This is a genomic window from Kitasatospora sp. NPDC127060, assembly GCF_042724935.1.
Classification (GTDB): domain Bacteria; phylum Actinomycetota; class Actinomycetes; order Streptomycetales; family Streptomycetaceae; genus Kitasatospora.
The window spans coordinates 1-25,595 of sequence record NZ_JBHXEG010000085.1; the positions used below are offsets into that span (position 1 = coordinate 1).

At 74.2% G+C, this 25,595-nt stretch carries 23 protein-coding genes and 1 pseudogene; 10 read left to right on the top strand and 14 right to left on the bottom strand.

What is annotated here, in order from left to right:
* Positions 1-17 precede the first annotated feature (17 nt).
* The 3 genes from ACFWIS_RS33310 to ACFWIS_RS33320 are packed head-to-tail and all read right to left on the bottom strand — an operon-like array spanning position 18 to position 2,907.
* Positions 18-503: a copper chaperone PCu(A)C gene (locus ACFWIS_RS33310; protein ID WP_380524173.1), complete on the bottom strand. Its 486-nt coding sequence runs from the start codon at positions 501-503 to the stop codon at positions 18-20.
* Entirely contained in the window at positions 500-2,749 is a 2,250-nt protein-coding gene (locus ACFWIS_RS33315; RefSeq protein ID WP_380455074.1) for a heavy metal translocating P-type ATPase, read from the bottom strand. Before ACFWIS_RS33315 ends, ACFWIS_RS33310 begins: the two co-directional genes overlap by 4 nt.
* Complete coding sequence (locus tag ACFWIS_RS33320; protein WP_380455076.1) at positions 2,746-2,907, bottom strand: hypothetical protein; 162 nt, start codon at positions 2,905-2,907, stop codon at positions 2,746-2,748. Before ACFWIS_RS33320 ends, ACFWIS_RS33315 begins: the two co-directional genes overlap by 4 nt.
* A 199-nt stretch (positions 2,908-3,106) precedes the next feature.
* On the opposite strand from ACFWIS_RS33320, the gene ACFWIS_RS33325 reads away from it, so the two are divergent.
* Positions 3,107-3,568: a hypothetical protein gene (locus tag ACFWIS_RS33325; RefSeq protein ID WP_380455078.1), complete on the top strand. Its 462-nt coding sequence runs from the start codon at positions 3,107-3,109 to the stop codon at positions 3,566-3,568.
* 24 nt (positions 3,569-3,592) lie between these two features.
* On the opposite strand, the gene ACFWIS_RS33330 is transcribed toward ACFWIS_RS33325, so the two are convergent.
* From ACFWIS_RS33330 to ACFWIS_RS33345, 4 genes and pseudogenes are all read right to left on the bottom strand, one after another.
* Positions 3,593-4,012 carry an NTP pyrophosphohydrolase gene (locus ACFWIS_RS33330; protein ID WP_380455080.1) on the bottom strand — a complete coding sequence of 140 codons (420 nt, stop codon included), beginning with the start codon at positions 4,010-4,012 and terminating at the stop codon, positions 3,593-3,595.
* 11 nt (positions 4,013-4,023) lie between these two features.
* A pseudogene (locus tag ACFWIS_RS33335) lies at positions 4,024-4,191 on the bottom strand (diguanylate cyclase); the annotation flags it as partial.
* Positions 4,192-4,329: 138 nt separating this feature from the next.
* Positions 4,330-4,743: a PPOX class F420-dependent oxidoreductase gene (locus ACFWIS_RS33340; protein WP_380455082.1), complete on the bottom strand. Its 414-nt coding sequence runs from the start codon at positions 4,741-4,743 to the stop codon at positions 4,330-4,332.
* Between the two features lie 64 nt (positions 4,744-4,807).
* Positions 4,808-6,199 (bottom strand): D-alanyl-D-alanine carboxypeptidase family protein, encoded by a 1,392-nt coding sequence (locus ACFWIS_RS33345; RefSeq protein WP_380455084.1) that lies wholly within the window; start codon positions 6,197-6,199, stop codon positions 4,808-4,810.
* Between the two features lie 159 nt (positions 6,200-6,358).
* Here ACFWIS_RS33345 and ACFWIS_RS33350 point away from each other — a divergent pair, with 159 nt between their 5' ends.
* Complete coding sequence (locus ACFWIS_RS33350; protein ID WP_188304969.1) at positions 6,359-6,556, top strand: hypothetical protein; 198 nt, start codon at positions 6,359-6,361, stop codon at positions 6,554-6,556.
* Positions 6,557-6,578: 22 nt separating this feature from the next.
* On the opposite strand, the gene ACFWIS_RS33355 is transcribed toward ACFWIS_RS33350, so the two are convergent.
* Positions 6,579-7,340, bottom strand: a complete 762-nt coding sequence (locus ACFWIS_RS33355) for a TetR/AcrR family transcriptional regulator (RefSeq protein WP_380455086.1) — start codon at positions 7,338-7,340, stop codon at positions 6,579-6,581.
* A 90-nt stretch (positions 7,341-7,430) separates the two neighbouring features.
* On the opposite strand from ACFWIS_RS33355, the gene ACFWIS_RS33360 reads away from it, so the two are divergent.
* The 3 genes from ACFWIS_RS33360 to ACFWIS_RS33370 all read left to right on the top strand — a co-directional run bounded on the left by ACFWIS_RS33360 (position 7,431) and on the right by ACFWIS_RS33370 (position 13,451).
* Positions 7,431-8,285, top strand: a complete 855-nt coding sequence (locus ACFWIS_RS33360) for a siderophore-interacting protein (RefSeq protein WP_380455088.1) — start codon at positions 7,431-7,433, stop codon at positions 8,283-8,285.
* Between the two features lie 518 nt (positions 8,286-8,803).
* Positions 8,804-12,289 carry a S8 family serine peptidase gene (locus ACFWIS_RS33365; RefSeq protein ID WP_380455089.1) on the top strand — a complete coding sequence of 1,162 codons (3,486 nt, stop codon included), beginning with the start codon at positions 8,804-8,806 and terminating at the stop codon, positions 12,287-12,289.
* 193 nt (positions 12,290-12,482) lie between these two features.
* Positions 12,483-13,451 (top strand): alpha/beta fold hydrolase, encoded by a 969-nt coding sequence (locus ACFWIS_RS33370; protein ID WP_380455091.1) that lies wholly within the window; start codon positions 12,483-12,485, stop codon positions 13,449-13,451.
* Between the two features lie 22 nt (positions 13,452-13,473).
* Here the strand turns inward: ACFWIS_RS33370 and ACFWIS_RS33375 are convergent, their stop codons facing one another.
* Together ACFWIS_RS33375 and ACFWIS_RS33380 are read right to left on the bottom strand one after the other, a co-directional pair.
* Positions 13,474-14,247 carry a response regulator gene (locus ACFWIS_RS33375; protein WP_380524174.1) on the bottom strand — a complete coding sequence of 258 codons (774 nt, stop codon included), beginning with the start codon at positions 14,245-14,247 and terminating at the stop codon, positions 13,474-13,476.
* Entirely contained in the window at positions 14,244-15,473 is a 1,230-nt protein-coding gene (locus ACFWIS_RS33380; RefSeq protein ID WP_380455095.1) for a sensor histidine kinase, read from the bottom strand. Before ACFWIS_RS33380 ends, ACFWIS_RS33375 begins: the two co-directional genes overlap by 4 nt.
* Positions 15,474-15,732: 259 nt before the next feature.
* Here ACFWIS_RS33380 and ACFWIS_RS33385 point away from each other — a divergent pair, with 259 nt between their 5' ends.
* Positions 15,733-17,946 (top strand): MMPL family transporter, encoded by a 2,214-nt coding sequence (locus tag ACFWIS_RS33385; RefSeq protein ID WP_380455097.1) that lies wholly within the window; start codon positions 15,733-15,735, stop codon positions 17,944-17,946.
* 85 nt (positions 17,947-18,031) lie between these two features.
* Here ACFWIS_RS33385 and ACFWIS_RS33390 read toward each other — a convergent pair whose 3' ends face one another.
* The 3 genes from ACFWIS_RS33390 to ACFWIS_RS33400 all read right to left on the bottom strand — a co-directional run bounded on the left by ACFWIS_RS33390 (position 18,032) and on the right by ACFWIS_RS33400 (position 21,257).
* Positions 18,032-19,486 (bottom strand): VWA domain-containing protein, encoded by a 1,455-nt coding sequence (locus ACFWIS_RS33390; RefSeq protein ID WP_380455128.1) that lies wholly within the window; start codon positions 19,484-19,486, stop codon positions 18,032-18,034.
* Entirely contained in the window at positions 19,486-20,376 is an 891-nt protein-coding gene (locus tag ACFWIS_RS33395) for an AAA family ATPase (protein ID WP_380455099.1), read from the bottom strand. The genes ACFWIS_RS33390 and ACFWIS_RS33395 overlap by 1 nt, the downstream gene beginning before the upstream one ends.
* Positions 20,377-20,585: 209 nt before the next feature.
* Positions 20,586-21,257 carry a Tat pathway signal sequence domain protein gene (locus ACFWIS_RS33400; RefSeq protein WP_380455101.1) on the bottom strand — a complete coding sequence of 224 codons (672 nt, stop codon included), beginning with the start codon at positions 21,255-21,257 and terminating at the stop codon, positions 20,586-20,588.
* A gap of 607 nt (positions 21,258-21,864) precedes the next feature.
* Between ACFWIS_RS33400 and ACFWIS_RS33405 the strand changes: the two genes are divergently transcribed.
* The 3 genes from ACFWIS_RS33405 (at position 21,865) to ACFWIS_RS33415 (ending at position 23,979) form a co-directional block, all read left to right on the top strand.
* On the top strand, positions 21,865-22,587 hold the full coding sequence (locus ACFWIS_RS33405) for a TetR/AcrR family transcriptional regulator (RefSeq protein WP_380524175.1): 723 nt from the start codon (positions 21,865-21,867) through the stop codon (positions 22,585-22,587).
* A gap of 139 nt (positions 22,588-22,726) precedes the next feature.
* Positions 22,727-23,383, top strand: coding sequence for a DUF6230 family protein (locus tag ACFWIS_RS33410; protein WP_380455105.1), 657 nt, complete (start codon positions 22,727-22,729; stop codon positions 23,381-23,383).
* A 65-nt stretch (positions 23,384-23,448) separates the two neighbouring features.
* Positions 23,449-23,979: a DUF6114 domain-containing protein gene (locus ACFWIS_RS33415; RefSeq protein ID WP_380455129.1), complete on the top strand. Its 531-nt coding sequence runs from the start codon at positions 23,449-23,451 to the stop codon at positions 23,977-23,979.
* Between the two features lie 127 nt (positions 23,980-24,106).
* Here the strand turns inward: ACFWIS_RS33415 and ACFWIS_RS33420 are convergent, their stop codons facing one another.
* Positions 24,107-24,286 (bottom strand): hypothetical protein, encoded by a 180-nt coding sequence (locus ACFWIS_RS33420; protein WP_380455107.1) that lies wholly within the window; start codon positions 24,284-24,286, stop codon positions 24,107-24,109.
* 45 nt (positions 24,287-24,331) lie between these two features.
* On the opposite strand from ACFWIS_RS33420, the gene ACFWIS_RS33425 reads away from it, so the two are divergent.
* Positions 24,332-25,588, top strand: a complete 1,257-nt coding sequence (locus ACFWIS_RS33425; RefSeq protein WP_380455109.1) for a globin domain-containing protein — start codon at positions 24,332-24,334, stop codon at positions 25,586-25,588.
* The last annotated feature ends 7 nt before the right edge of the window (positions 25,589-25,595 follow it).

The following is a 25,595-nucleotide window of genomic DNA, read 5'->3' on the forward strand; positions in this document are numbered from 1 at the left end:
CCGCCGGGCCGTCGCGCTCAGCGCGGGCGCTCGCCCGGCGGCAGGACCCTGGCGGCCAGGCGCAGTGGCGGGCTGTGCCGGAAGGTGAGGGTGAAGCCCACCCACTGGCCGCTGGTCAGCGGGGGCGGGGCGGCGATCATCAGGTCGGAGTCCTCCGGGGACATCGCCAGTTCGCCGCGGGCGGGGACGGGCAGGCCGGAGACCGGCTCCCAGCGGCCGGCCGAGCCCTGGTGCAGATGCCGCTTGAGGGTGATCGGACCGCCGAACTCCCAGCTGGCGCCGGTCAGTTCGTCGGGTACCTCGCCCGGGTTGCGGATCGTGAAGAAGGCCGCGGTGGCCGAGCCGGCGCCCGCCGTGGGCAGCAGCACCCAGCCGGCGTCGGCCTCCACCGGGCGGGGGCGTCCGGCGCCGCCGAGCGCCGTCCAGCCGGTCAGCAGGGCCAGTGCGAGGGCCGCCGCGCCGACCGGCGGGCCGACCGCCTTGAACCGGTCGGTCATCCTCATCGCCGGCCCCCGTTCCGCAGCCCGCGCCCCGGCTCCCAGGTGCGCAGCCGCAGGCTGTTGCCCACCACCAGCAGCGAACTGAGCGACATCGCCACCGCCGCCAGCATCGGGTTCAGCAGCCCGACGGCCGCCAGCGGGATCAGCACCAGGTTGTAGCCGAAGGCCCACAACAGGTTGGTCCGGATGGTGGCCAGGGTCTGCCGGGCCAGCCGCACCGCGTCCACCACCGCCTCGATCTCGCCGCGCACCAGGGTCAGCCCGGCCGCGCCGATCGCGGCGTCACTGCCGGAGGCCAGCGCCACCCCGAGGTCGGCCGAGGCCAGCGCGACCGCGTCGTTGACGCCGTCGCCGACCACCGCCACCGTCCGTCCGGCGGCGCGCAGTTCGGCCACCACCTCGGCCTTGCGCTCCGGCGAGGCCGAGGCGTGCACCCGCCGGATGCCCAGCTCGCCGGCCACCGCCTCGGCCGCGCCCGGACCGTCGCCGGTCAGCAGCACGGTCTCCAGACCCATCCCGCGCAGCCGGTGCAGTGCCCGCCAGCTGCCGGAGCGCAGCGTGTCGCCGACCGCGAGCACGGCCGCGGCCCGCCCGTCCAGCTCCACCAGTACGGAGGTACGCCCCGCCGCCCCGGCCGCCGCCACCGCCGCCGCGAGCTCCGGGGGCAGCTCGGCGCGGTCCGGGCGGACGGCCCGGACCGCCCGGCCCTCGACCGTGCCGGACACCCCGAGGCCGGTCGCGGCCGCGAAGCCCGCCACCGGCGGCAGGGGCCCGCAGCGCTCCCGGGCGGCCGCCGCCACGGCACGTCCGATCGGGTGCTCCGAACGGTGCTCGACCGCGCCCACCAGCCGCAGCACCTCCTGCTCCGGACACTCCCCGGTGACCGTCACCGCCGTCAGCTCCATCCGGCCGGTGGTCAGCGTGCCGGTCTTGTCCACCACCACGGTGTCCACCCGGCGCAGGCTCTCCAGCACCTCCGGGCCGCGCACCAGCACACCCAGTTCGGCGCCCCGGCCGGTCGCCGCCAGCAGCGCCGTGGGGGTGGCCAGGCCCAGCGCGCACGGGCAGGCCACCACCAGCACGGCCACCGCCGCCGTCACCGCCGCCTGCGGGGCGGCGCCCGCGCCCAGCCAGAAGCCCAGCACGCACACCGCGACCGTCAGCACACAGGGCACGAACACCCCGGCCACCGAGTCAGCCAGCCGCTGCGCCCGGGCCTTGCCGGCCTGGGCGTCGGCCACCAGCGCGGTGATCCGGGCCAGTTGGGTGTCCGCGCCGACGGCCGTGGCCCGTACCACCAGCGCGCCGCCGACGTTCACCGTCGCGCCCGCCACCTGGTCCCCGGGGCCGACCTCCACCGGCACGCTCTCCCCGGTCAGCAGGCTCAGGTCCAACGCCGAACCGCCGTCGACCACCACCCCGTCGGTGGCCACCCGCTCACCCGGGCGCACCACGAACTCCTGCCCCGGCAGAAGGAGTTCGATCGGCATCAGGCGCTCCTCGCCGTCCTCCGCCCGGACGCACACCTGCTTGGCGCCCAGCTCGGCCAGCGCCCGCAGCGCGGACCCGCTGCGCCGGCGCACCCGGCCCTCCAGCAGCCGCCCGGCCAGTACGAACAGCGGCACGCCGACCGCCGCCTCCAGGTACACGTGCGCCGCGCCGCTGCCGTCGGCGGTCAGCGAGAACGGCATCCGCATGCCCAACTGCCCGGCCCCGCCCAGGAACAGCGCGTACGCCGACCAGCCGAAGGAGGCGACGACACCCAGGCTGACCAGGGTGTCCATGGTCGCCGCGGCATGCCGCAGCCCCTGCAGCGCCCGCCGGTGGAAGCCCGCCGAACCCCAGGTCACCACCGGCACGGCCAGCCCGAAGCAGACCCACTGCCAGGCGGTGAACTGCAGCGCCGGCACCATCGACAGGACCAGCACCGGGACGGCCGGTAGGGCGGTCACCAGCAGCCGCCACCGCTCGTCCGGCTCCTCCGCGGCGATCCCGGCCGGCACCCCGGCGGGCGCCGGCTCGGCGGTGTAACCGGCCCGCTCCACGGCCGCGACCAGCTCCGCGACGGACACCCCGGCCGGGTGCAGCACCCGGGCCCGGCCGGTGGCCAGGTTCACCCCGGCCGTCACCCCGTCGATCCGGCCCAGCCGCTTCTCCACCCGGCCCACGCACGCGGCACAGGTCATCCCGCCGACCGCCAGATCGGTGGACACCAGCTCCCCGGCCTCCGCGCCCACGGCCGGGCTCATCGCATCCCGCCCATGTCGTGCCCACCCGTCCCGGGCGAAGCCCCGCCACCCCGGCCCGGCGTCAGCCCCGGCGCCACCGGCCCCACCTGCCTCCCCGCCCCGTAGGCCACCACGAACACCACCACCAGCAGCAGGACGAACCCCACCAGCACACTCAACGGCCGGACACCCGGCGACTTCGCACTCACGCCCCACCAGTCGGACGGCCGGAGCGATCGGTTCCCGCACCCCCCGGATTCCCCGGAGCCGGTGTGCCGGAGCGGGCTGGATCACGGCGGATGACGTGTCGGTGCGGCCCCGTACGATCGATTCGTGTGCCGAAGACCGGCACGGAGGAATGAACACCATCTTGGGGGGATGACCATGAAGCGGACGTGGACGCGTGCACTGGCCGTGGCGGCCGGGGTGCTGGGGGTATCGGTGGCACTGCTCGGGACGGCGTCGGCGCAGCCGGCCGACGGGCCCGGCCCTGACACGCCGATCGGCGGGCCGGGGACGGGCCGGATCCTGCCGCCGACGCCGGACGAGGACACCATGTTCTCGATCCCGGACTGGATCGGGAACGGCGGCGCGGTGACGGCCTCGGCGATCGAGTCGCTGCCGATCTCCGTCACCGTCGGCTGCCAGGGCGGCGGTTCGGTGCAGGTGCACGTCGGCGGCCTGGCCCCGGCCGACTTCACCGTGCAGTGCCCGGTGGACGCCGTCGGCGTCGGCTCCGTGGAGATCCCCGCCCGCCCGGGCCGCGACTTCCAGTTCACCGTGCACACCTCGGACCCGTCGATCCACTGGGGCATCAACGCCCTTCAGATCAGGCACTGAGCCAGAGCCTGATCCGGGGCCGGATCAGGGCCGGACGCTCCGTGGGCCGGTCACGGCGGCGCCCAACGCGCCGACCCGGTCGCGCAGTTCGCGGTCCGCGGTGACGACCAGGCAGGCCCGCGCCGGATCCTCGGCGCGGGCCTCGCGCACAAGCTCCACGATCCGGTCGTCCCCGCTGCCGCTCGCCGACACCACCCGAACCTCGGGCAGCCCGCTCACGCCCCGGGCCGCGCCCTCGACCACCAGCACCACCTCCAGCGGCCCGGGCCGCTCCGGCACGCCGTGGGCGGCGACGGCGACCAGCGCGTCCCGCAGCCGCTCGGCGGCTCCCCGCCGATCGCGCCACCAGCCGTCCGGCACCGAGCCGACCACGTTCGCGCCGTCCACCACCAGCAGGGGCGGTCCGCTCTGCTCCAAGGACTCCATGGCCGCCAAGCCTGCCATGCCGAAGGCACTCACTCCGGCCAGTCGGAGCCCCGGATGACCTCCACGATGTCGCCCCGCTCGAAGCCCGGCACGAAGTGCGCCAGCACATCGGCCTTGACGTTGCCGAAGGTGGTGTCCGGGTGGTGCCGGACGCCCTCGGCGCACGCGGCCGGGATGCGGTGGAGGCCAGGTCGTGGAACATCGCCCCGACGTGCAGCAGCTCCGGGTCGTGCGCCAGGCTCTGTTCGGCCCGCCATCCGGGCGCCACCCCCACCGGGTACCGGCGACGGTTCGGCAGCACCACCTGACGGAGCGCCGACGAACCCCGAGGGCCGTCAGTCCGCCAGGGTGATCCGGATGCCGACGGTGCCGTGCTCGCCGCGCCGCAGCCGGCTGCCGAGCAGGGTGAGCACGCCGAGCAGGCCGTACTTCTGACGGAGCAGGGTGCGGTAGGCGCCGGTGCGCTCGGGGGAGAGGAGCTCGGCGGTGGCCGGGTACTGCTCGCCGGTCGGTCGGCCCTTGACGTCGCAGGGGCCGACCAGGACGTCGGCGCGGTTGCGGATCCGCTTGACCTTCCAGGAGTCCGCGACGGTCCAGATGCCGAGGGCCTCGCCGTCGCGGACCACCCACACCGGGGTCGGCACCGGCGTGCCGTCCCTCTTGTAGGTGGTGACGAGCAGGTAGCTGCCGGAGGAGAGGCCGACGATCCGGGCGAGCCGGTCCGAGGCGGCGGGGTCGGGCGTGGTCATGGCCGGAAGTCTAGGCCCTGTCCGGTCAGGACCTACCGGGCCCCGACCCAGAGGACCCCGCAGGTCACTGCCGGTGGCCGGGGCGGGTGCCGCGCAGCAGGGCGCGGGCCCGGCGGGTGAGCCGGCGGGGGGTGCGGCCGCCGACGCCGGTGGCGCCGATGCGGGCGGCGCCGGTGTCGGTCGGGCCGTCGGTGGGTGTGGCGGGCGCGGTGGCGGCCGGGCGGGCGGTGGACGGTACGGCGCGGCGGCGGGCGGCGGTGCGGGCGGTGCCCCAGACGGCGAGGGCGGTGGCGAGCACGGCGCCGGTCCACAGGGCGGGGGCCAGGCCGGAGCCGTCGCCGTCGAGGGTGGGCGGGCGGGACCACGGCGGCAGCTCGGCGTCGGCCTGCGGGGCCCCGCCGCTCGGCGAGGTGCCGGAGCCGCCCGGGCTGCCGGCGCTGCCGACGCCGCCCGTGGCGCCCTTCGGAGCGCCGAGGTCGTCGACCAGCTGCCCGACCGGCTGGACCTTGCCGGCGGCCGCGAAGCCCCAGTCGAGCAGGCTGGCGGCCTCGTCGTAGACCTTGCCCTGGGCCTCGGGGTGCATCACCGTCACCAGCAGGGTGCGGCCGCCGCGTTCGGCGGCGCCGGTGAAGGTGGCGCCCGCGTTGGTGGTGTAGCCGTTCTTGACGCCGATCAGGCCCGGGTACCTGCCGAGCAGCCGGTCGGTGTTGGCGATGTCGAAGGCGGTGCGCTGCCCGGTGGTCTTGTCCAGGCCGCCGGGGAAACGCGCGGTGCGGGTGCCGCAGTAGGAGCGGAAGTCGGCGTTGCGCAGCCCGGCGCGGGCGAACAGGGTGAGGTCGTAGGCGGAGGAGACCTGGCCGTCCATGTCGTAGCCGTCGGGGGAGATCACCTTGGTGTCCTTGGCCTGGAGCGACTGGGCGCGGGCCTGCATCTCGCCGACGGTCTGCTGGACGCCGCCGTTCATGTGCGCCAGGACGTGCACGGCGTCGTTGCCGGAGCTGAGGAAGACGCCCCGCCAGAGGTCCTCGACCCGGTAGGGGAGGTTCTCCTTGACGCCGACCAGGCTGCTGCCGACGCCGAGGTTGGCGAGTTCGGCGGGGGTGACCTGGTGTTCCGCGCTGCGGTCGAACTTGGGCAGCACGGTGTCCGCGAACAGCATCTTGAGGGTGCTGGCCGGCGGCAGCGGCTGGTGGGCGTTGTGGGCGGCGAGCACCTCGCCGGTGCCGGCGTCGGCGACCAGCCAGGAGCGGCCGGTCAGTTCGGCGGGCAGGGCGGGCGCCCCGGCCAGCGGCGCGACCTGGACGGCCGGGCGGCCCAGCCGCTCCCCGCCGACGGCGGGGGTGGAGTCCTGGGCGAGGGCCGCCGGGGCGCCGGCGGCGAGCACCAGGGCGGAGGCGGCGGAGGCGGCCGCGACCCGGGCGGCGGACGGTGGTTTCTGCACATGCTTTGGCTGCACACGGCGAACGTACCGGCGGTGCCGCCGGGCCGCCGTGCCTGCTGCTCCGTCCGGATCCACCCGGCGGGCGGGGGCCGGCGCCCGGGCGCGACTTTGGTGGTCCGGGGTCGCACCGAAAGTCGGTTGGGCGGGCGGCCGGGGGTTCCTAGGCTCGGGGGTATGAAGACCATGCTCGGCTACCTCGGTTTCGTGCTGATCCTGGGCGGCGGCTCCGGCCTGCTGGCCGACCGGCTCGGGGGTTTCCGACTGTTCGGCTTCGTCCGCTTTCTGGTGCCGGACGGCCATGAGACCGCCGGGTACGCCGTGCTGCTGGTGCTCGGCGTCCTGCTGGCGATCCCGGCCGCCCGCCGGGGCTGACCGGGCAGGACGGCGCCGGGGATCAGGCGCCGGCCCGGGCCGCGACCCCGTCGAGCAGCACCGCCAGCCCGCTGCGGAAGGCCTCCCGCCCGCTCTCCTCGGGCGGGCCGCCGGCAGTGCTCTGCAGGGCGGTGAGCAGCGGGTAGCGCCGGGGGAAGTCCGGGGCCAGCTCGGCGAGTCGGGCGGAGCGGGTGGTCCACCACTCCTCGTCCGCGACGCCGGTGGCGGCGGCCGCGCCGCGGGCGTCGGCGGTGGTGGCGGCCGTGCCGCGGACGAACTGCCAGAGCGCGGCGACCGCGCCGCGGAGTCGTCCCGGGGCCAGTGCGGCGGGCTGCAGGGCGGCCAACAGGTGCTCCATCGCGGCGAGTTCGGCCGGTCCGAGGACGGGCCGGGCCTGCGATACCTGGAGCACCCAGGGGTGGCGCAGGTAGCAGTCGTACAACTCCTCGGCCCAGGCGGTGACGGCGGCCCGCCAGCCGTCCGTCGGTGGTGGCCCGGAGGGGAGTTCGGCGAGCACCCGGTCGTGCATCAGGTCGAGCAGTTCGGCCTTGCCCGGCACATAGGTGTAGAGCGCCATCGCGGTGCGGCCGAGTCGTTCGCCCACGGCGCGCATGGACAGGGCGGCCATCCCCTCGGCGTCGGCCACCGCGATTCCGGCGGACACGATCGCGTCCACACTCAGGCCCGGTTTCGGGCCACTGCGCCCGGTGCGCGGTTCATCGGGTCGGCCCCACAGCAGGGCGAGCGAGCGGTGGGCGTCTCCCTGCCCGGCGTAGACGGTCATCCAGGCATCTCCTTATGGTGTAAAGTATCCTCGCGCCAGCAACTCTTTATGCCGTAAGGTATCAGGTTCACGCATCGAAGGGGTTTCGCGATGACACTGCCCGTCACCTTCGTCGAGGTCGTAGCGGTGGAGCGGATCACGCCGCGCACCGCCCGGATCGTCTTCGAGGCGGATGCCCTGGCCGACGCCGTGGGCGACATGCCCGACCAGCAGCTCAAGCTCTGCTTCCCGCGCCCCGGACAGCGCGAGCCGCTGCTGCCCGCCGGGCAGGACGACCCGATGGGCTGGTACCAGGCCTACCTGGCGATCCCCGAGGCCGAGCGCCCGGTGCTGCGCAGCTTCACCCTGCGCCGTCGGCACCCCGGAACCCGGCGGATCGAGGTCGACTTCGTGCTGCACGGCGACACCGGCCCGGCTGCCGCCTGGGCGCTGCGCGCCGCGCCGGGGGATCGGCTCGGCCTGGTCGGCCCCTCCGCGCTGTACGCCCCGCCGGTGCCGCTCACCGAGGCCGCGACGGCGGCCGACTGGGTGCTGCTGGCCGGCGACGAGACCGCGCTGCCGGCCATTGCGACCCTGCTGGAGGCGCTGCCCGCCGGGGTGCGGGCGTACGCCTGGATCGAGGTGGCGGACCGGGCGGAGCGTCAGGAGCTTCCGACCCGGGCCGACCTGGCGGTGGAGTGGCTGTACCGCGACGGCGCGGCCCCGGGCGCCCCGCTGACCAGGGCGTTCCGGGACGCCGCGCTGCCGGGCGGACGGCCCTTCGCCTGGCTGGCAGGGGAGGCGGGGGCGGTACGGGCGGTGCGCCGGTGCCTGGTCGAGGAGCGGGGGGTGCCGAAGGAGTCCATCGACTTCACCGGCTACTGGCGCCACCGGCTGACCCAGGACGACGCCCCGACGGCGGAGGACCTGGCGGACGCCCGGGAGCGGCTGGCGGCCTCCTCCTGAACCGGCGCCTCCTGGACCGGCGCCTCCTGGACCGGCAGCCGTGAACCGGTGCCCCTGGACCGGCTTTCCCGAGCCGGCGTTCCGGAAAGCGGCCGGGGAGCGGATGAACTCCCCGGCCGCCCGGTCGGTGTAGTGGGCCGGTTGCTGTTTCGATCGCGATCGACGGGGAAGGAAGGGTCGCGATGTCGACAAGTTGGCAGCAGGTGGCGGTGTTCCGCCTGTGGCCAGTGTTCGCCACCGGAAATTTTTGCAGGTGGATCGGTCAGTTCTCACCGTTCTCTGACCGGCTCTGATCGGTGAAAAAGGGGCGGACTCGGCCGGATTCATACTGTGTATTTTACTTTCCGATGGTCATTTTTACTTTCTGATGGGGTTTTGACCCCTTGTCGTGGTCGTGGCGGATGCGCTGGAATGCGTCCGCTGTCGGGACGCGCGGTCCGGAGCAACCAAGCGTCCCATCAGGATCCCGGTACGCTCGGCCGTGCAACCTGACGTCGCATCAGACGAAAGGATGTCCATTGATCGGCTGGCGCAAGACCCAGCTAGCAGCCGCCGTCACCGTCACCGCCGCGTCCATGGTCCTGAGCCTCGGGACCATTGCGAGCGCAGCCCCGACCCAGGATCCGCAGAACGCCCAGGCGGCGTCCTCGGACGGGTCGCCGGCACCGGTGATCGTGATCCTGAAGGACCAGATAGCGGACGCCCCGGCCGACCACGGTCACCTGGGCGCCCGTCAGCAGAAGACCGCCAGCGCGCAGAAGCCGCTGCTGGACAAGGTCAAGGCCAGCGGCGGCACCGACGTCAAGAGCTTCGTGGTCGGCAACGCCTTCTCCGCCACGGTCAGCCCGGCCGAGCGCGCGGCGCTGCAGGCCGACCCGGCGGTCGCCGCCGTGGTCGCGGACACCCAGGTGCAGGTCGCCCCGGTCGCCGGCACCACCGCGAAGAAGGCGGACGCCGCGGCTTCGACGTCCGGCAAGTCCGCCGACGCCTCGAAGGCCGTTACGGGCAGCAACGGTCAGGCTCAGGAGAACGCGACCAACACGGTCTGTCCCTCCGACCCGTCCAAGCCGCTGCTGGAGCCCGAGGGCCTCTACTCGGTCCACGCCTACAGCGGCAACGGCAAGCCCGGCGTCGAGAACCTGGCCACCGGCAAGGGTGTCAAGGTCGCCTACATCGCCGACGCGCTCGACCCGAACAACCCGGACTTCATCCGGGCCGACGGTTCGCACGCCGTGGTCGACTACCAGGACTTCTCGGGTGAGGGCTGGAACACGCCGAGCGGCGGCGCCGAGGCCTTCGGCGACGCCTCGGCGGTCATCGCCCAGGGCCGTCAGACCTACGACGTCTCGCAGTGGGTCAACGCCTCGCACCCGCTGCCGGCCGGCTGCAACATCCAGATCCGCGGCCTCGCCCCGGACGCCGACCTGGTCGCCCTGAAGGCCGGCGGCGAGATGATGTCCAACTCGTCGATCCTGCAGTCCATCGACTACGCGGTGCGGGTCGCCCACGTGGACGTGCTGAACGAGTCCTTCGGCGGCAACGTCACCCCGGACAGCGGTGCCCACGACACCATCGCGCTCTTCAACGAGCAGGCCGTCAAGGCCGGTGTCACCGTCTCCGTCTCCACCGGTGACGCGGGCCTCAGCGGCACCATCGGCACCCCGGCCACCGACCCGTACGTGATCTCGGTCGGCGCGTCGACGGACAACCAGAACTACCAGCAGACCGGTTACGCGGCCTCCAAGTTCTCCAACGGGACCTGGAACGACAGCCGGATCTCCGCGCTCTCCTCGGGTGGCTTCACCCAGGCCGGCCGGACCCTCGACCTGGTCGCGCCGGGCGAGTCGGACTGGGCGCTGTGCACCGCCGACACCTCCAAGTTCGCGGACTGCACCAACTTCAACGGCAAGCCCACGAACATCCAGTCGTTCGGTGGCACCAGCCAGGCCGCCCCGTTCGTCACCGGCGCCGCGGCCCTGGTCATCCAGGCCTACCGCGACACCCACGGCGGCGACTCGCCGTCCCCGGCGCTGGTGAAGAAGTTCATCACCGGCACCGCCACCGACCTCGGCGTCCCCGCCGAGGAGCAGGGCGCCGGTCTGCTGAACGTCCGGGCCGCCGTCGAGGCCGCCCGCGGCTACGACGACGGCGACGGCACCGACGGTGCCCGCACCGTCGTGGTGAACACCGGCCAGGTGAGCATCCAGGGTGCCCCCGGCTCGACCCACACCACCGACGTCTCCGTCACCAACACCAGTGACGAGCCCCAGTCGGTCAGCGCCACCACCCGCAGCTTCGTGCCGCAGGCGAACAACCAGCAGACCGTCAAGCTGGACTCGTCCGCGACCGACACCTTCAAGTACGCCACCAACGGTGCCACCTGGGTCCAGAAGCAGGTCAAGTTCACCGTTCCGGCCGGTGCCGACCGCCTCGCGGCGTCGATCGCCTGGCACGGCGGCCCGAACCCGGTGACCAACGGCCCCGTGGTCCGCATGACGCTGCTCGACCCGTCGGGCCGCTTCGAGACCAACACCCGTCCGCAGGGCGGCGCCACCCCGGCCAACTACGGCCTGGTCGACGTCCCGCACCCGACGGCCGGCGAGTGGACCGCGGTCCTCTACACCCCGGCGGGCAAGGCCGGTTACACCGGTGACGTCCAGCTCGGCACCTCCACCCAGCGCGCGGTTCCGGCCGGCGCGGTGAGCCCGAACACCACCGACCTGCAGCCGGGTGAGACCAAGACCCTCAAGGTCCAGCTCACCACCCCGGCGACCAGCGGTGACAGCAGCGAGGCCGTCGTGGTCTCCAGCTCGAACGGCAACACCACCAGCGTTCCGGTCGTGCTGCGCAGCCTCGTCCCGGTCAAGGACGGCAAGGGCACCTTCACCGGCACCATCACCGGTGGCAACGGCCGCGGCTCCTCGCCGACGCAGATGTTCGCCTACGGCTTCGACGTCCCGAAGGGCCAGAAGGACCTGCGGGTCGGCGTCACCGTCGCCAAGGACGCGAACCTGTTCATGCAGGGCGCCCTGATCAGCCCGAACGGCACCCCGATCGACATCGAGGGCAACGCGCTGTTCGACGCCCAGGGCAACGTGACGGGCTCCGCCAACGGCGTCTCGGCCACCACGGTCAACCCGGCCGAGGGCCACTGGCGCTTCGTCCTGAACGTGCTCGGCCCGGTCAGCGGCCAGGAGCTCGCGCAGGACTTCGCCGGCACCATCGCGTTCAACCAGGACCAGGCCACCGCGGCCGGTCTGCCGAACGACGCGAAGACCAAGCTGGCGGCCGGCAAGCCGGTCACCGTCAACGTGAACTACACCAACAACACGGCCGCCACCCAGTCGATCGCGGCCGACGGCCGCCTCGACAAGCGTGTCGACCTGCCGCTGGTGCCGCAGGGTGCCTCGGCCAGCGTCAACCTGCCGCTGAGCCTCACCTCCTCGGTGCCGAGCTTCCTGGTGCCCCCGGGCACCGACCAGCTCAAGGCCGTGGCGGCGTCCTCGACGCCGGCGCAGATCGAGCTGAGCGCCACCACCGCCTCGCCGGACCTCTTCGGTGACCTGAAGAAGGCCCAGGACGGCTCGACCATCTCGGTCGTCACCTCCAAGGGCACCGCCGAGCAGCCGATCGTCCCGGGCGGCTGGAGCTCCTTCGTCCAGCAGATCGGTCCGTTCGGCACCGGTGGCGCGCCGAAGGGCACCTCCACCATCACCGCCAGCGCGCACACCCTGGCGTTCGACCCGGCGCTGACCTCCAGCACCGGTGACCCGTACGCCTCCGCGGTCGACGCCAAGGCCGCGGCCGCCGCCCCGGTGACCGTCGCCCCCGGCGCCACCGGCTCGCTGCAGGTGACCGTCACCCCGACCGGCCCGAAGGGCAGCACGGTCAAGGGTGTGCTCTACCTGGTGTCCGGCCCGACCTTCGTGCCGACCGCCAACAACAGCCTCGGCACCACCGGTTCGGTGCTCGCGGCGATCCCCTACAGCTACACGGTGAACTGACGCTCAACCAGTTCAGCGCGTACGCCTGAGGCCGAGGCCGTCCCGGAGTTCCGGGGCGGCCTCGGCCGCGTCGCGCCGCGGTGACTCGCCGGTCGAAATCGCCGGTGGAACTCGCCGGGGTTGCACGACCGTTGATCGGGCAGGAGGGTCGCAGGGGCCGTCGGGGCCCCACGGACCGGATCGGGAGCAGGAGTTGAACGAGGCCATCAAGCACAGCCACGTCGAGGTGAACGGCGTCCGGCTGCACCTCGCGGAACAGGGCGAGGGGCCGCTGGTCCTGCTGCTGCACGGCTTCCCGGAGAGCTGGTACTCCTGGCGGCACCAGTTCGCGCCGCTCGCCGAGGCCGGGTACCGGGCGGTCGCCGTCGACCAGCGCGGGTACGCCCGCAGCGCGCAGCCGGAGGCGGTGGACGCCTACACCCTGCTGCACCTGGTCGGCGACGTCACCGCGCTGATCGGCGCGCTCGGCGAGGAACGCGCCGTGGTGGTCGGCCACGACTGGGGCGCGCCGGTCGCCTGGGCCACCGCCACGCTGCGGCCGGACCTGGTCCGCGGGGTCGCCGGGCTGAGCGTGCCGCCGCTGCCGTTGGGCGGGCCGCCGCCGCTGCAGGGCTTCCGGGAGAACTTCGGCGAGGGCTTCTACGTCAACTACTTCCAGGAGCCCGGCCGCGCCGACGCCGAACTGGCCGCCGACGTCAAGTCCAGTCTGCGCCGCATCCTGTGCGGCACCCAGCCCGACGGCAAGCCGCGCCCGTGGATCGTCCCCGAGGGCAAGACGTTGCTGGAGACCGTCCCGGAGCCCGAGCGGCTGCCGGACTGGCTCACCGAGGCGGACCTCGACGCCTTCACGGCCGACTACGCCCCGCACGGCGGGCGGGCCTTCACCGGCGGGCTCAACTGGTACCGCAACATGGACCGCAACGCCGAACTGCTGGCCGCCTTCACCGGGGTGACGGTCGAGGTGCCGGCCCTGTACATCGCCGGCGAGCAGGACCTGGTCAACGCGATGGTGCCGCCGGAGGCCCTGGCCCACCTGCTCGACCGGCTGCCCAAGCTCCACCGGCACCTCCGGCTGCCGGACACCGGGCACTGGACCCAGCAGGAGCGACCGGCCGAGGTGACCGGGGCGCTGCTGGACTTCCTCAAGAGCCTGGAGAGCTGACCCACCTCGGGAACCGGCCCGGTCACCCGCTCGTACGGGCGGTGACCAGGCCGGACTCGTAGGCGGCGATCACCGCCTGGGCGCGGTCCCGGACGTCGAGCTTGCCGAAGATGCTGGTGATGTAGTTCTTCACGGTGGACTGGCTGATCTCCAGGGCCAGTGAGATCGCCGCGTTGTCGAGACCGGTGGCGATCAGCCGCCACACCTCGACCTCCCGGGGCGTGAGTTCGCCGGTGCCGGTGCCGGTGCCCGCGGAGGGTGACCGCGGGTCGGCGGCGACGGGCGCCCGGACGTAGGCCGAGATCAGCCGGGTCAGCAGCCGCGGGGCGACCACCGCCTCCCCGGCGTGCACGGTGCGGATCGCCGAGCCCAGCTCCTCCGGGGAGACGTCCTTGGGAAGGAACCCGTGGGCACCGGCGCGCAGCGCGGCCACCACGTACTCGTCCATGTCGAAGGTGCTGAGCGCCAGCACCCGGCAGCCGGGCAGGAGACGGGCCAGCTCCGCCGTCGCGCCGACGCCGTCCAGGACGGGCATCCGGATGTCCATCACCACGACGTCCGGGCGCAGCCGCAGGGCGGCGGCGACGGCCTGCTCGCCGTCCCCGGCCTCGCCGACCACGGCGAGGGACGGGTCGGGGGAGAGGATCAGGGACAGGCCTCGGCGGACCAGCGGCTGGTCGTCCACGATGAGCACCCTGATCGCAGGGGTGCCGGGGGCGTGGGTGTCGGTGGTGTCGGTGGTGTCGGTGGCGCGGGTGGTGTCGGTGGCGCGGGTGGCGTCGGTCGGGCCGGTCATCGGACCGCCTGCCCGTGCTGGACGGCCGCCTCAGCCGCCTCGGCGGTGGTCAGCGGCAGTTCGGCCGTCACGGCGAAGCCGCCGCCGGGCCGCGGGCCGGCCTCCAGGGTGCCGCCGTGCAGGGCGACCCGCTCGCGCATGCCGAGCAGGCCGTACACGGCCCGGCCCGCGCCCGGCCCGCCCTCCGGCGGGGGCGCGCCGCCGCCGTCGTCCCGCACCTCGACGGTGACCTTGTCCGGGTGGTACGCCAGCCGGACGGACGCCCGGGCGGGGCCGGCGTACTTGCGGGCGTTGGTGAGGCCCTCCTGGACGATCCGGAACACCGTCAGGCCGAGGGTCGGCGGCAGCGGGCGCCGGGGCCCGTCGACGGTCAACTCGGTCGGCAGCCCGGCCAGGCAGGACTCGCCCACCAGCCGGTCCAGGTCCTCCGCCCCCGGCTGGGGCAGCGGCAGGGCGGCGTCCGGTTCGTCCCCGGCCCGCAGCACGTTCAGCAGCTGCCGCATCTCGCGCAGCGCCAGTCGCCCCGAGGACTCCAGGGTGACCAGGGCGTCCCGGACCACCTCGGGACTGCCGAGATTGGCGCGGGCGCCGCCCGCCATCAGCTGCATGGTGGTGATGTGGTGGGCCACGATGTCGTGCAACTCCCGGGCGATGCGGCGGCGTTCCTCGGCCACCGCGCGGTCCGCCAGCAGCCGGCGGTTGGCGGCCACCTCGCGCCGCCAGCGGGCCACCGCCAGGCCGGCCGAACCCACCAGGGCGGCGGAGAAGGGGTCGGCGAGGAGCTCCTGCCAGAGCGGGACCTCGAAGCGGCTCTGGCTCAGCGTGGTGGTCACCCCGGTCACCACCGCGGCGGCCACCGTGACCGGGACGCCGCGGCTCACCGCGACCGAGTACAGGGCGACGCTCAGCACGGCGCCGAAGTGCGGGCCGACCGGGGCGGCCAGGTCGGCCGCGGCCTGGAACACCAGGACGACGGCCAGCGCCGGCACCGGGCGGCTGCGCCGGGCCAGCAGCGGCAGGGCGGAGAGCACGACGAGGGCGAAGCCCGGCACGGTCAGGACACGGCTGTCGCTCACCGGGTCGAGGAGCAGGTAACCGAGCAGGTCCAGGATGCAGGCAACGACGGCCACCAGGGCGTCGGTGCGGGTCCACGGCAGGCCGTCCGTCCGGTCCCCCCACGGCCCGCGGGTACCCTCGTCCACCCCGGGGCGCTGACGCCCGTCCATCTGGTTCCTCCCGGCCGATCAGCGCTGACGCCCCCATTCTGGCATCGGCCCGCCGGCCCGGACGTGGTCCCCGAGGCCGAGGAGGGCGGCCAGGGACCAGGACCACGGTCCCGGTCCCGGCCCTGGCGGGGGAGCGCGGGCCCCCGCGCGGATCCTCCGCTGCCCGGACGCCCCGGCACCCCCGTGGCTGATGGTCTTGGACCGGGCCGGGAACCGCCGGCCCGGAGGCCGACGTTCGCGTCCACCGACCGGAGGAACAGTGATCCGCGCACTGACCGGATTCTCCACCCGACACGCATGGAAGGTCATCGCCCTGTGGGCGGTGCTGGGCATGGGGCTGAGCGTCCTGGGCCCGATGCTGATGTCCCGGGTGACCCAGTCCCAGAGCGGGGAGTTCCTGCCCCGCAGCTACGACTCGGCCGCCGCGCTGCGGATCGCCGAGGAGGAGTTCGGCGTCAAACCGGACGCCACCACCGTCACCGTGCTGGTCGCCCGGACCGACGGCAAGGCGCTCACCGCCGGTGACCAGCAGCGGATCGAGGCCGGCGCCGCCGGGCTCGCCGAACACCGGGTCACCATGCCCCGGCGGGAGGACGAGCCGGCCTTCCTGGTCACCGACCACTCCCAGACGCCCCGGATCGCCCCCGCGACGGTGGCCCCCGACCGGACCTTCGAACTGCTCACCGTCGAACTGACCGGCAACGCCTCGGACGAGGGAGTGCAGGGCGTCTACCGGGCCTTCCGGGACGAGGCCCGCGCCCGGTTCACCGGGATCGGCATGCGCACCGGCTTCACCGGCGGCCTGGCCCAGCTCTCCGACACCACCGAGGCCAACCGCGGCGCCGCCACGCTCGGCAGCGCCCTGCTCACCGCGCTGATCGTGCTGCTCAACGTGCTGGTGTTCCGCAGCGTGCTGGCCGCTCTGCTGCCGCTGCTCGCGGTCGCCGTGATCGGCGGCGCCGCCGCCGGCGCGGTGGCCGGGGCCGCCGCCCTCACCGGCCTCAAGCTGGACGCCTCCACCCCCGGCCTGATCTCCGTCGTCCTGCTCGGCATCGGCGTCGACTACCTGCTGTTCCTGCTCTTCCGGTTCCGCGAGCAACTGCGCGCCCGGCCCGAGCAGCCCGCCCGGGCCGCCGCCGCCGAGGTGTCCGGCCGGGTCGGCACCGCGATCACCTCCGCCGCGCTGACCATCGTCGCCGCCTTCGCCACCCTGGGCGTCGCGAGCTTCGGCCAGTTCCGCTCGCTCGGCCCGGCCATCGCCGTCGCCGTGCTGGTCATGCTGCTGGGCAGCCTCACCCTGATGCCCGCGCTGCTCGCCGCCTGCGGCCGCGGGATCTTCTGGCCCTCCCGCAGCCTGCGGCAGGTGCCGCGCCCGGGCGTCGCCGCCCGCTTCGGCGAACTCGTCGCCCGCCGGCCGCTGGCACTGCTGCTCGCCTCCGTCGGCCTGCTCGGCGCGCTGGCCGCCGGCACCGTCGGGCTCCGGATGGACTACAGCCAGGCCGACGAGACCACCACGGCGGCCGCGGCCACCGCCGCAGAGATCTCCCGCGCCCTGCCGGCCGGCGTCTCCGACCCGACGACCGTCTACCTCGTCGCCCAGGACGGCGGCACCCTCGACACCGGCCGCTTCGACGGCCTCGCCCGCGCCCTGACCGGGGTCGAGGGCGTCGGCCAGGTCGGCCGGACCGTCCTCGCCGACAACCACCGCGCCGCCCGGATCGACCTCTACCTCAACGCCGACCCGCAGAGCCAGCGCGCCCGCGACCTGGCCTCCGGCCCGGTCCGCGCCGCGGTCGCCGCCCACACCCCGGCCGGGACCACCGGCCACGTCGGCGGCACGGCGGCGGTCTTCGCCGACATCTCCACCGCCGTCGACCGCGACCTCACCGTGGTCTTCCCGGTCGCGGCCGCCCTGATCGCCCTGATCCTGCTGCTGCTCCTGCGCAGCCTGCTCGCCCCGATCGCCCTGCTGCTCTCCGTCGGCCTCGGGTTCGCCGCCACCCTCGGCGCCGCCACCCTGCTGTTCCAGCACGGGCTGGACCGGCCCGGCGTCTCCTTCACCCTCCCGCTGGTGCTGTTCCTGTTCGTGGTCGCCCTCGGCACCGACTACAACATCCTGATCACCGACCGGATCCGGGAGGAGATGCACCGCCCCGGCTCGGCCCGGACCGCCGTGGCCCGCGCCGTCCGGCACACCACCCCGGCCATCGCCACCGCGGGCCTGGTGCTGGCCGGCTCCTTCGCGACGCTGGCTACCACCCCGGGCAGCGAGCAGGTCGCCTTCTCGCTGACCCTGGGCATCCTGCTCTCCGCGCTGGTCCTCTCCCTGGTCACCGTCCCGGCCCTGGCCGCCCTCCTCGGCCGCACCCTCTGGTGGCCCCTGCGGCCCACCCCGGTCGCGGCGCCGTCGGCCACCGACCGCCCGCCGGTCGCGGCGCCCCGCCCGGCGCCGGACCACCTCGGCGTCCGCTGACGGCCCCGGAGGTCGTACCCCGGGGGCGGCTGTGGCGCCCCCGGGTTCCGGGCTGCCCGGCGCCCGGCAAGATCCGCCGGACACCCTAGACCGGCAGCAGGCGGGTGATCAGCTCGGCGAGGCGGCGGGCGTTGCGGCAGGAGTGCATGTCGACGACCTCGGCGTAGGCCCGGGCGGCGGAGTCGCCGGTGGTCCAGAGGTCGGGGCGTTCGGGGTTGAGCCAGAAGACCCGGCGGGCCCGGGCGGCGATCCGGCGCAGGGCTTCGGTGTTGGGGTCGCGGTGGTTGTTGCGGGCGTCGCCGAGGACGAGCACGCAGGTGCGGGGGCCGACGGCGTCCAGGTGGTGGTCGGCGAACTCGCCGAGGGCGGAGCCGTAGTCGCTGTTTCCGTGGTAGCCCGTCACCTTGGCCTCGGTGAGGATGCGGGCGGCGAGGCGGGCCGGGTCGTCCTGGCCGCGCCGCAGCAGGTCGGTGACCTCGGCGGTGCGGTTGACGAAGGCGAACACCCGCACCTTGCTGAACTGTTCGCCCATCGCCTGGACCAGCAGCACGGTGAAGTCGGCGAAGCCCGCCACCGAGCCGGACACGTCGCACAGCAGCACCAGTTCGGGCCGGGCCGGGCGGCGCAGCCGGTACGCCGGGCGCAGCGGCACCCCGCCGGTGGTGAGCGAACGGCGCAGGGTGCGGCGCAGGTCGATCTGTCCGCGGGCGGCGCGGCGGCGGCGGGCGGCCAGCCGGGTGGCGAGTTTGCGGGCCAGCGGGTGGACGGTGCGGCGCAGTTCGGCGAGCTGCTCGCGGCCGGCGTACAGGAAGTCGACCCGGTCGGCGGTGGGGGCGACGGCGCGCTCGGCGATCCGTTCGGCGCCGCGCAGTTCGGCGACCCGGCGGCGGGCCTCGCCGGTGACCAGGGCGCGGAAGTCCCGGATGCGGCGGCGGATCTCGTCGGCGAGGACGCGGTCGGCGAGGTCGCGGTCGGCGAGGTCGCGGTCGGAGGGGGCGTCCGTGCCCTGGTCCCGCAGGGCGGCGAGGATCCGGGCGAGCAGGGTCTCGGGGGCGAGCCGGCCGAGCGCCTGGTGGGCGGACCAGCCGTCCGAGCCGGGGGTGCTCCCGGTGCCGTACCGGCCGAAGGCCTCGACCACCTCGCCGGCCAGCCGGGCCTGGGCGGCCCGGTCGTCGGCGGCCAGGGCGGCGGCGAGGCGCTCGCGCAGCTGCTCGCGCAGCGGGTCGGGGCGGCCGAAGCGCGGCGGTTCGGGGTCGTCGGGCAGCGGCGGCGCGGAGCTGCGCAGGGCCTCGGGGGTGCCGACGCCGAGCGGGAAGAACAGGTCGAAGGAGGCATCGAAGACGACCCGCTGGCTGTCCGAGCGCAGTAGGGCGGCGGCCAGGCCGGCCCGCATCTGCTCGCGGTCGGTGAAGCCGAGGACGTCGAGCACGGCGGCGGCGTCCACCGTCTCGGACGGGCCGATCCGCAGGCCGTGCCCGCGCAGGGCGCGGACCAGGCCGGTGAGCCGTGCGGCGGTGTCGGTGGCCGCCGGGGCCGGGATCACGCGAGGGTGAGCTTCTGGGCGGCCTTCCGGACGTCGTCCTGGTGCTTGAGGATCACCCCGAGGGTGTCCTGGACGACCGCGTCGGTCAGGGTGTCCGCGCCGAGCGCCAGCAGGGTACGGGCCCAGTCGATGGTCTCGGCGACGGACGGCGCCTTGCGCAGTTCCATCGCGCGCAGCGCGCCGACCACCCGGACCAGCGAGGCGGCCAGGGTGTCGTCCAGGCCGGGCACCTTGAGCCGGACGATGCGGCGCTCCAACTCGGCGTCCGGATAGTCGAGGTGGAGGAAGAGGCAGCGGCGGCGCAGCGCCTCGGAGAGTTCCCGGGTGGCGTTGGAGGTGAGCAGGACGAAGGGGCGGCGGCTGGCGGTGATGGTGCCGAGTTCGGGGACGGTCACCTGGAAGTCGCTGAGCACCTCCAGCAGCAGCGCCTCCACCTCGACGTCGGCCTTGTCCATCTCGTCGATCAGCAGCACGGTGGGCTCCTCGCCGCGGATGGCGGTGAGCAGCGGCCGGGTGAGCAGGAACTCCTCGCCGAAGATGTCGCCGCGGGCCTGGTCCCAGCCCTCGTCGCGGCCGGCGGTGATCCGCAGCAGCTGCTTGGCGTGGTTCCACTCGTACAGCGCCCGGGCCTCGTCGATGCCCTCGTAGCACTGCAGCCGCACCAGTCGGGCCGCGCCCAGTTCGGCGACGGCCTTGGCGAGTTCGGTCTTGCCGACCCCGGCGGGGCCCTCGACCAGCAGTGGCTTGCCGAGCCGGTCGGCGAGGAAGACGGTGGTGGCCACGGCGGTGGAGGCGAGGTAGCCGGTGGCGGCGAGCCGTTCGGCGGTGTCCGCCACCGAGGTGAAGAATCCCGTGCCGTCGCCGTTCCCGCTGCTGCCGCTGGCCATCTGCCCCGCCCCGTTCCGGTTCGCCGTGCCCGTGCCCGTGCCCGAGGCCCGGGGATCGTTCCCACGGGCCCGTTCCGCCGGGCCCGCGCGGCGCCACCCTACCGGCCGGTCACTTGCTTGTCCCGGGGGATCGGCCGGCGCGGTGGAGCGGCGTACGGAGGGCAGCCGCCCACCGTACGCCGCTCGCGTGGATCGGCCGGACCGGGGCGTCAGTTGACGTACAGGACCGGGCTGCCGGCGGCCGAGGTGTCGGTGACCGGGCCGTAGCTGGCGCTGAAGTAGCCGGTGGAGAAGCACAGGCCCGGACCGGAGACCAGGTTGGCGGCCTGGTCGGAGAAGGTGATGCTGTTGTTGCTGTTCGAGGTGGAGCCGGTGATGCCGCTGGGGCTCTGGTAGACGCAGTTCACGGTGCCCAGGAGGGTGTTGAGGACCACCGTGATGCCCACCGGGCCGGCGCTGGTGCCGTTGAGCGAGACGTTGGTGCCGGAGCCCGAGGTGACGGTGTTGGTGTACGGCAGGCTGGTGGCGGTGACGCTCTGCACGCTCATGACGCCGAAGACGCTGGAGGTGCAGGAGTCGAAGGACTGGCTGTCGAGCTGCTCGGTCGCGCTGCCGGGGGCGGCCGGGTTGGACGTCACGGTCGCGGAGAACGAGGAGGTGGCACAGCTGACCCCGTTGGTGCTGCCGGGGCCGTCGGTGAAGGTGGCGGCGGTGCCGGAGGCCAGGTTGGCGACCAGGGTGTCGCCGACGGCGATGGCCGGGCCGGACGCGCTGCCCTGGGTCAGAACGGCGGCGGCACTGGCCTGGGCCGGTGCGACCGCGGCGCCGGTGAGGGCGACGGCGGCGAGGGATGCGGCTGCGAAGGTGCGACGGATGCGCATGAGGGGGCCTCTCTCCGTCCGGAGGGACGGGTGGGGGAATCCCCGTGTGCCGGTGTGGTGGTGTGCACGACGGGGGCGGTGCATGGCGTACCGGGAGCCCCGCCGGACCGTGGGTGCGGGCGGGCCCGGCGCCACGGGCCCGCTCGCGCGGTACGGCGGTGTTCGTGCGGCGGTGCGGCGGTGCGGCGGTGCAGCGGTGTAACGGTGCTGCGGCGTAACCGTGCAGCGGTGTGGTGCATGGTGGTGGTGCGTGGTACGTCGTGCGTGGTACATCGTGCGAGGGGCTCGTACGGCGGTGCCGGGTACGGCAGTTCGGTACCCGGCGGGGCCGGAGGGTGCGGTTCGGTGCCCGGTGGCACGGTGCGAGCCGTGCGGACGTGCGGTGGTGCGGGTGCACGGGCGGCTGCCACCGCCGCGGACCCGGATCCGCCCTGGTCCGGTGGCCCGGGCGGCTCGCCCGGGGCCGTCGGAGCCCCTGGTTTCCACCGGTGGTGGCCTGCGCACGACCGGTTGGAAACCTGGCAGTGTTGTAAACCCGGCGTTCCGTCAATGTCAATACAGGACACAGGAGTTGGTGATGGATACCAAACACCTTCGGAGTGCCGACGTGGTCCTTCTGCCGGGCGCCCGGACCGGCCGGGATCCGGCCAGGTCGATCAAGCCGGGTCCGCGCCGGCTGCCCGCCGGAGTGGTCGCCGCGACCCAGCGCGAGCGGCTGCTGGACGCGTTGGTCCAAACGGTGGCCGAACGCGGCTACCGGCACGCGACGGTGAGCGACATCTGCCGCGCGGCGGGCGTGACCAGGCCGGTCTTCTACGAGCTGTTCAGCGGCAAGGAGGACGCCTTCCTGGCCGCGTACCGGTACGGGACGGGCGTGGTGCTCCGGCGGATGGCGGCGGCCTTCGCGGCCGAATCCGATTGGTGCGCCGGGATCCGGCAGGCGCTCGGGGCGATGCTCCAACTCCTCGCCGGGACACCGTCCTTCGCGACCATGGCGGTGATCGAGATCGAGGCGGTCGGACCGTCCGGGCGTCGTGAGCGGGACCAACTCCTCACCAGGTTCCGCGCGTTCTTCGCCGATGTGCCCCAACTGCCGGGCGGTGTAGGGGTGCAGGAGATGACCGACGCGGTGGTGGGCGGCGTCTACAGTGCGGTGTACCGCCGGATCTCCTCCGGGTGCAGTGATCAACTGCCGGAACTGCTACCGGTGTTGAGCATGTTCTGCCTCGCGCCGTTCCTCGGGCCGGCCGAGGCGGCCCGGCGGCTCGGGCCGAGGATTGGTGAAGATCCTTCGTGCACCTGTATTGACCCGGCGAATACCGGGCAGTAGCTTCCCAGTTACTCCACGCGCTCCGACCGGGTCCGCCCCGCTGCCGAGGGGCGGACGGCCCGGTCGGAGCGCGGAACGCTGTCCGCGCCAGGGCAACGTGCCAGTGCCTGCACACCCAATCCGTCCACAGGGAGCACACATGGCCATGTCCGAGGAAGCCGCCGCCGCGGCGGAAACCCCGCAGACGCCGACCGGGACCAGAAGAGGACGGGTCCGGATGAAGCGTTCCGCCCTGATGGCCGTACCGGCCATCGCGGTCGGGGGCATCCTGATGACCCTCACCGCCCAGGGCGTGCTCGCCGCGCAGTTCTCCATCTCCGGCATGCCGTTCACCATCACCGCCGACAAGCTCGACGGCGACGGCTTCGCCCAGTTCGGCTCGCTCGACCACATGATCCCCGGCAGCCCCAACCAGGGCCACACCGGCGGTCAGGTGCTGGTGGCGGTGTCGGCGATCAAGACCGCCGAGATCACCAACCTGTGCCAGAGCGTCGACCTCGGCGGCGTCAACCTGGTCATCCACGCGGGCGACCAGGGCACCCCGGTCGCCGCCTCCGACCTCACCACCGACTCCGATCTGCTGTCCGGCGACGCGGAGTTCAAGAACATCGAGATCGGCGGCGACGCCAGCACCTACACCAAGGCCGGCCCGGTCGGGGTGGGCGGCCGGGGCGTCTTCGGCCAGCAGGCCGACCACGTCACGCTGACCCACCTCAACCAGCACAACTACGCGAGCACCGCCGTCGGGTTCAAACTGCCCAACCTGCGGCTGAGCTTCAGCTCCAAGGGCTGCTGAGCATGACGGAGTCCGTACCGGAGCAGGCCGGGACCGGCGAGGGCGCCACCGCGCGGACCGAGGAGGTGACGGCCGAGGGGACGGCCGCCGCCCCCGCCGCGACGGCCGCCTCCGTCGCCGGCCCCGCCGCCGCTCCCGACGGAGCCGCCGCGACCGCCGCGCCCGCGAGCCCCGCGGGACCGGCCAAACGCGACTGGCGGGGCAAACGGCCGTTCTGGGGCGGGCTGCTGGTGACGCTCGGCGGTGCCGAGATCCTGTTCACCCTGTGGGCCCCGCTGCCCCTCCTGCTGCACATCTCGCTGGTCGGCCTGGCAGGCTACCTGGTGCCGTCGGTGATGGTGCTGTGCGGCCTGCTGATCCTGTTCAACCCGACCCAGCGGCTGTTCTACTCCATCCTCGCCGTGCTCGCCTCGCTGGGCAGCTGGGTGACCTCCAACCTGGGCGGCTTCCTGATCGGGATGCTGCTCGGGATCGTGGGCGCCTGTCTGACCTTCGGGTGGCTGCCCGACCAGCCGCTGCGCCGTGGGCGGCAGCGGCTGGAGGACCGGCGCGCGGAGCGCCGGGCCGGGGTCGGGGCCAAGACGGCCGGGGCCTGAGGGCTGGGGCCGAGGACAGGGGTCCGCCGGGAGTCACCGGCAACGCCCCGCGCACCGGTGGTGGGAGAGCACCGGGTGCGCGGGGCGTTCCGCCTGCCTGCCGTCGGAGGTTCCGCGGGTCGGCGCGTCAGATGGTCGAGGCGTCGATCACGAACCTGAACCGGACGTCGCCGTCCAGCACCCGCCGGTACGCCTCGTTGATCAGGCCGGACGAGCGGCTTCCGAGCAGAGCCGGTAGCCGGGCTGCCTGGTTGCCGCCCCGCCGCGGGCGCCGGGGGTCGATGGTCCCGGGGCCGCCCGGGGCCATCGGCCCTTCTCCCGTCCATCGGCCCGGCGGTTGACTGGGCAGGTCATGGACAACAGCAGCCAGGCCACCGCGGCCGCCACCGCCACCGCCGAGTACGACCGTCTGATCGCCCGCCACCATGCGATGAGACTGCGGCGCCAACTCCTCGCCCCCGCAACGCCGTCGGGCTCCGATTCGGGCACCGGGGCCGACCCCGGCCCCGACGGCGAGGGCTACGACGGCGCCGCGGACCAGCACCTGATCCGGTGCGGCCTCCAGGCCGTCGCCCCGCTCTCGGAGCTGATCGACCACCTCTACGCGGTCATGTTCCGCCGCCGCCCGTACCTGCGACCGCTCTTCCCTGCCTCGATGGAGTTCCAGCAGGCCCACCTGGAACGCGTCTTCCGCCACCTGATCGACCACGTGCACCAGCCCGCCGAACTGGCGCGGATGCTCCGCCAACTCGGCCGGGATCACCGAAAACTGGGCGTCCGGCCGGTCCACTACGAGGTCTTCGAGGAGGCCCTCCGCGCGGCTCTGCGGCAGCGTGCCGGTGAGCGCTGGAGCGAGGAACTCGACGCCGCCTGGGTGCGGATGCTGCGCTTCGCCGTCGGCGCCATGGTCGCCGGCGCCGACTCCGCGCTCACCGAACCACCGTACTGGCACGCCGTGGTGACCGGCCACCAGCGCCGCCGCCCCGACCTCGCCGTGCTGCGGGTGCGTACCGGGGAGCCGTACCCCTACCGGGCCGGCCAGTACGGCACCGTCGAACACCCGGCGCTGCCGCACACCTGGCGGCAGTACTCGATGGGCTGCGCCCCGCGCGGCGACAACGAGTTGGAGTTCCACGTGCGGCGCACCGGGCCCCGCGGCGTCAGCGCGGCGCTGGTCGAGCGCACCGCCGTCGGTGACCGGCTGCGGCTCGGCCCGCCGCGCGGCAGCCTGCTGCCCGAGGGCGACGCCCGCGACCTGCTGCTCGTCGCGGGCGGCACCGGGCTCGCGCCGATGAAGGCCATCGTCGAGCAGCAGGCCCTGCACCGCCCGCCGGGCCGCCGGGTGCACCTGTTCGTCGGCGCGCGCGACCGCGCCGACCTCTACGACTGGCAGGCGCTCGCCGAACTCTCCCTGCACAAGCCCTGGTTGTCGCTGACCCCGGTCACGGCCGGCCGGCTCGCCGACGTCGTCGCGGGCGCCGGGGACTGGCGCGGGCACCTGGCCTGCGTCAGCGGGCCGGCCGGGATGGTCGCCTCGGTGCGTGCCCAACTTCTCTCGGTGGGGCTGCCGTTGGACCACGTGCGGTTCGACCGGGTGGTCTACCGCTAGCCCCAAT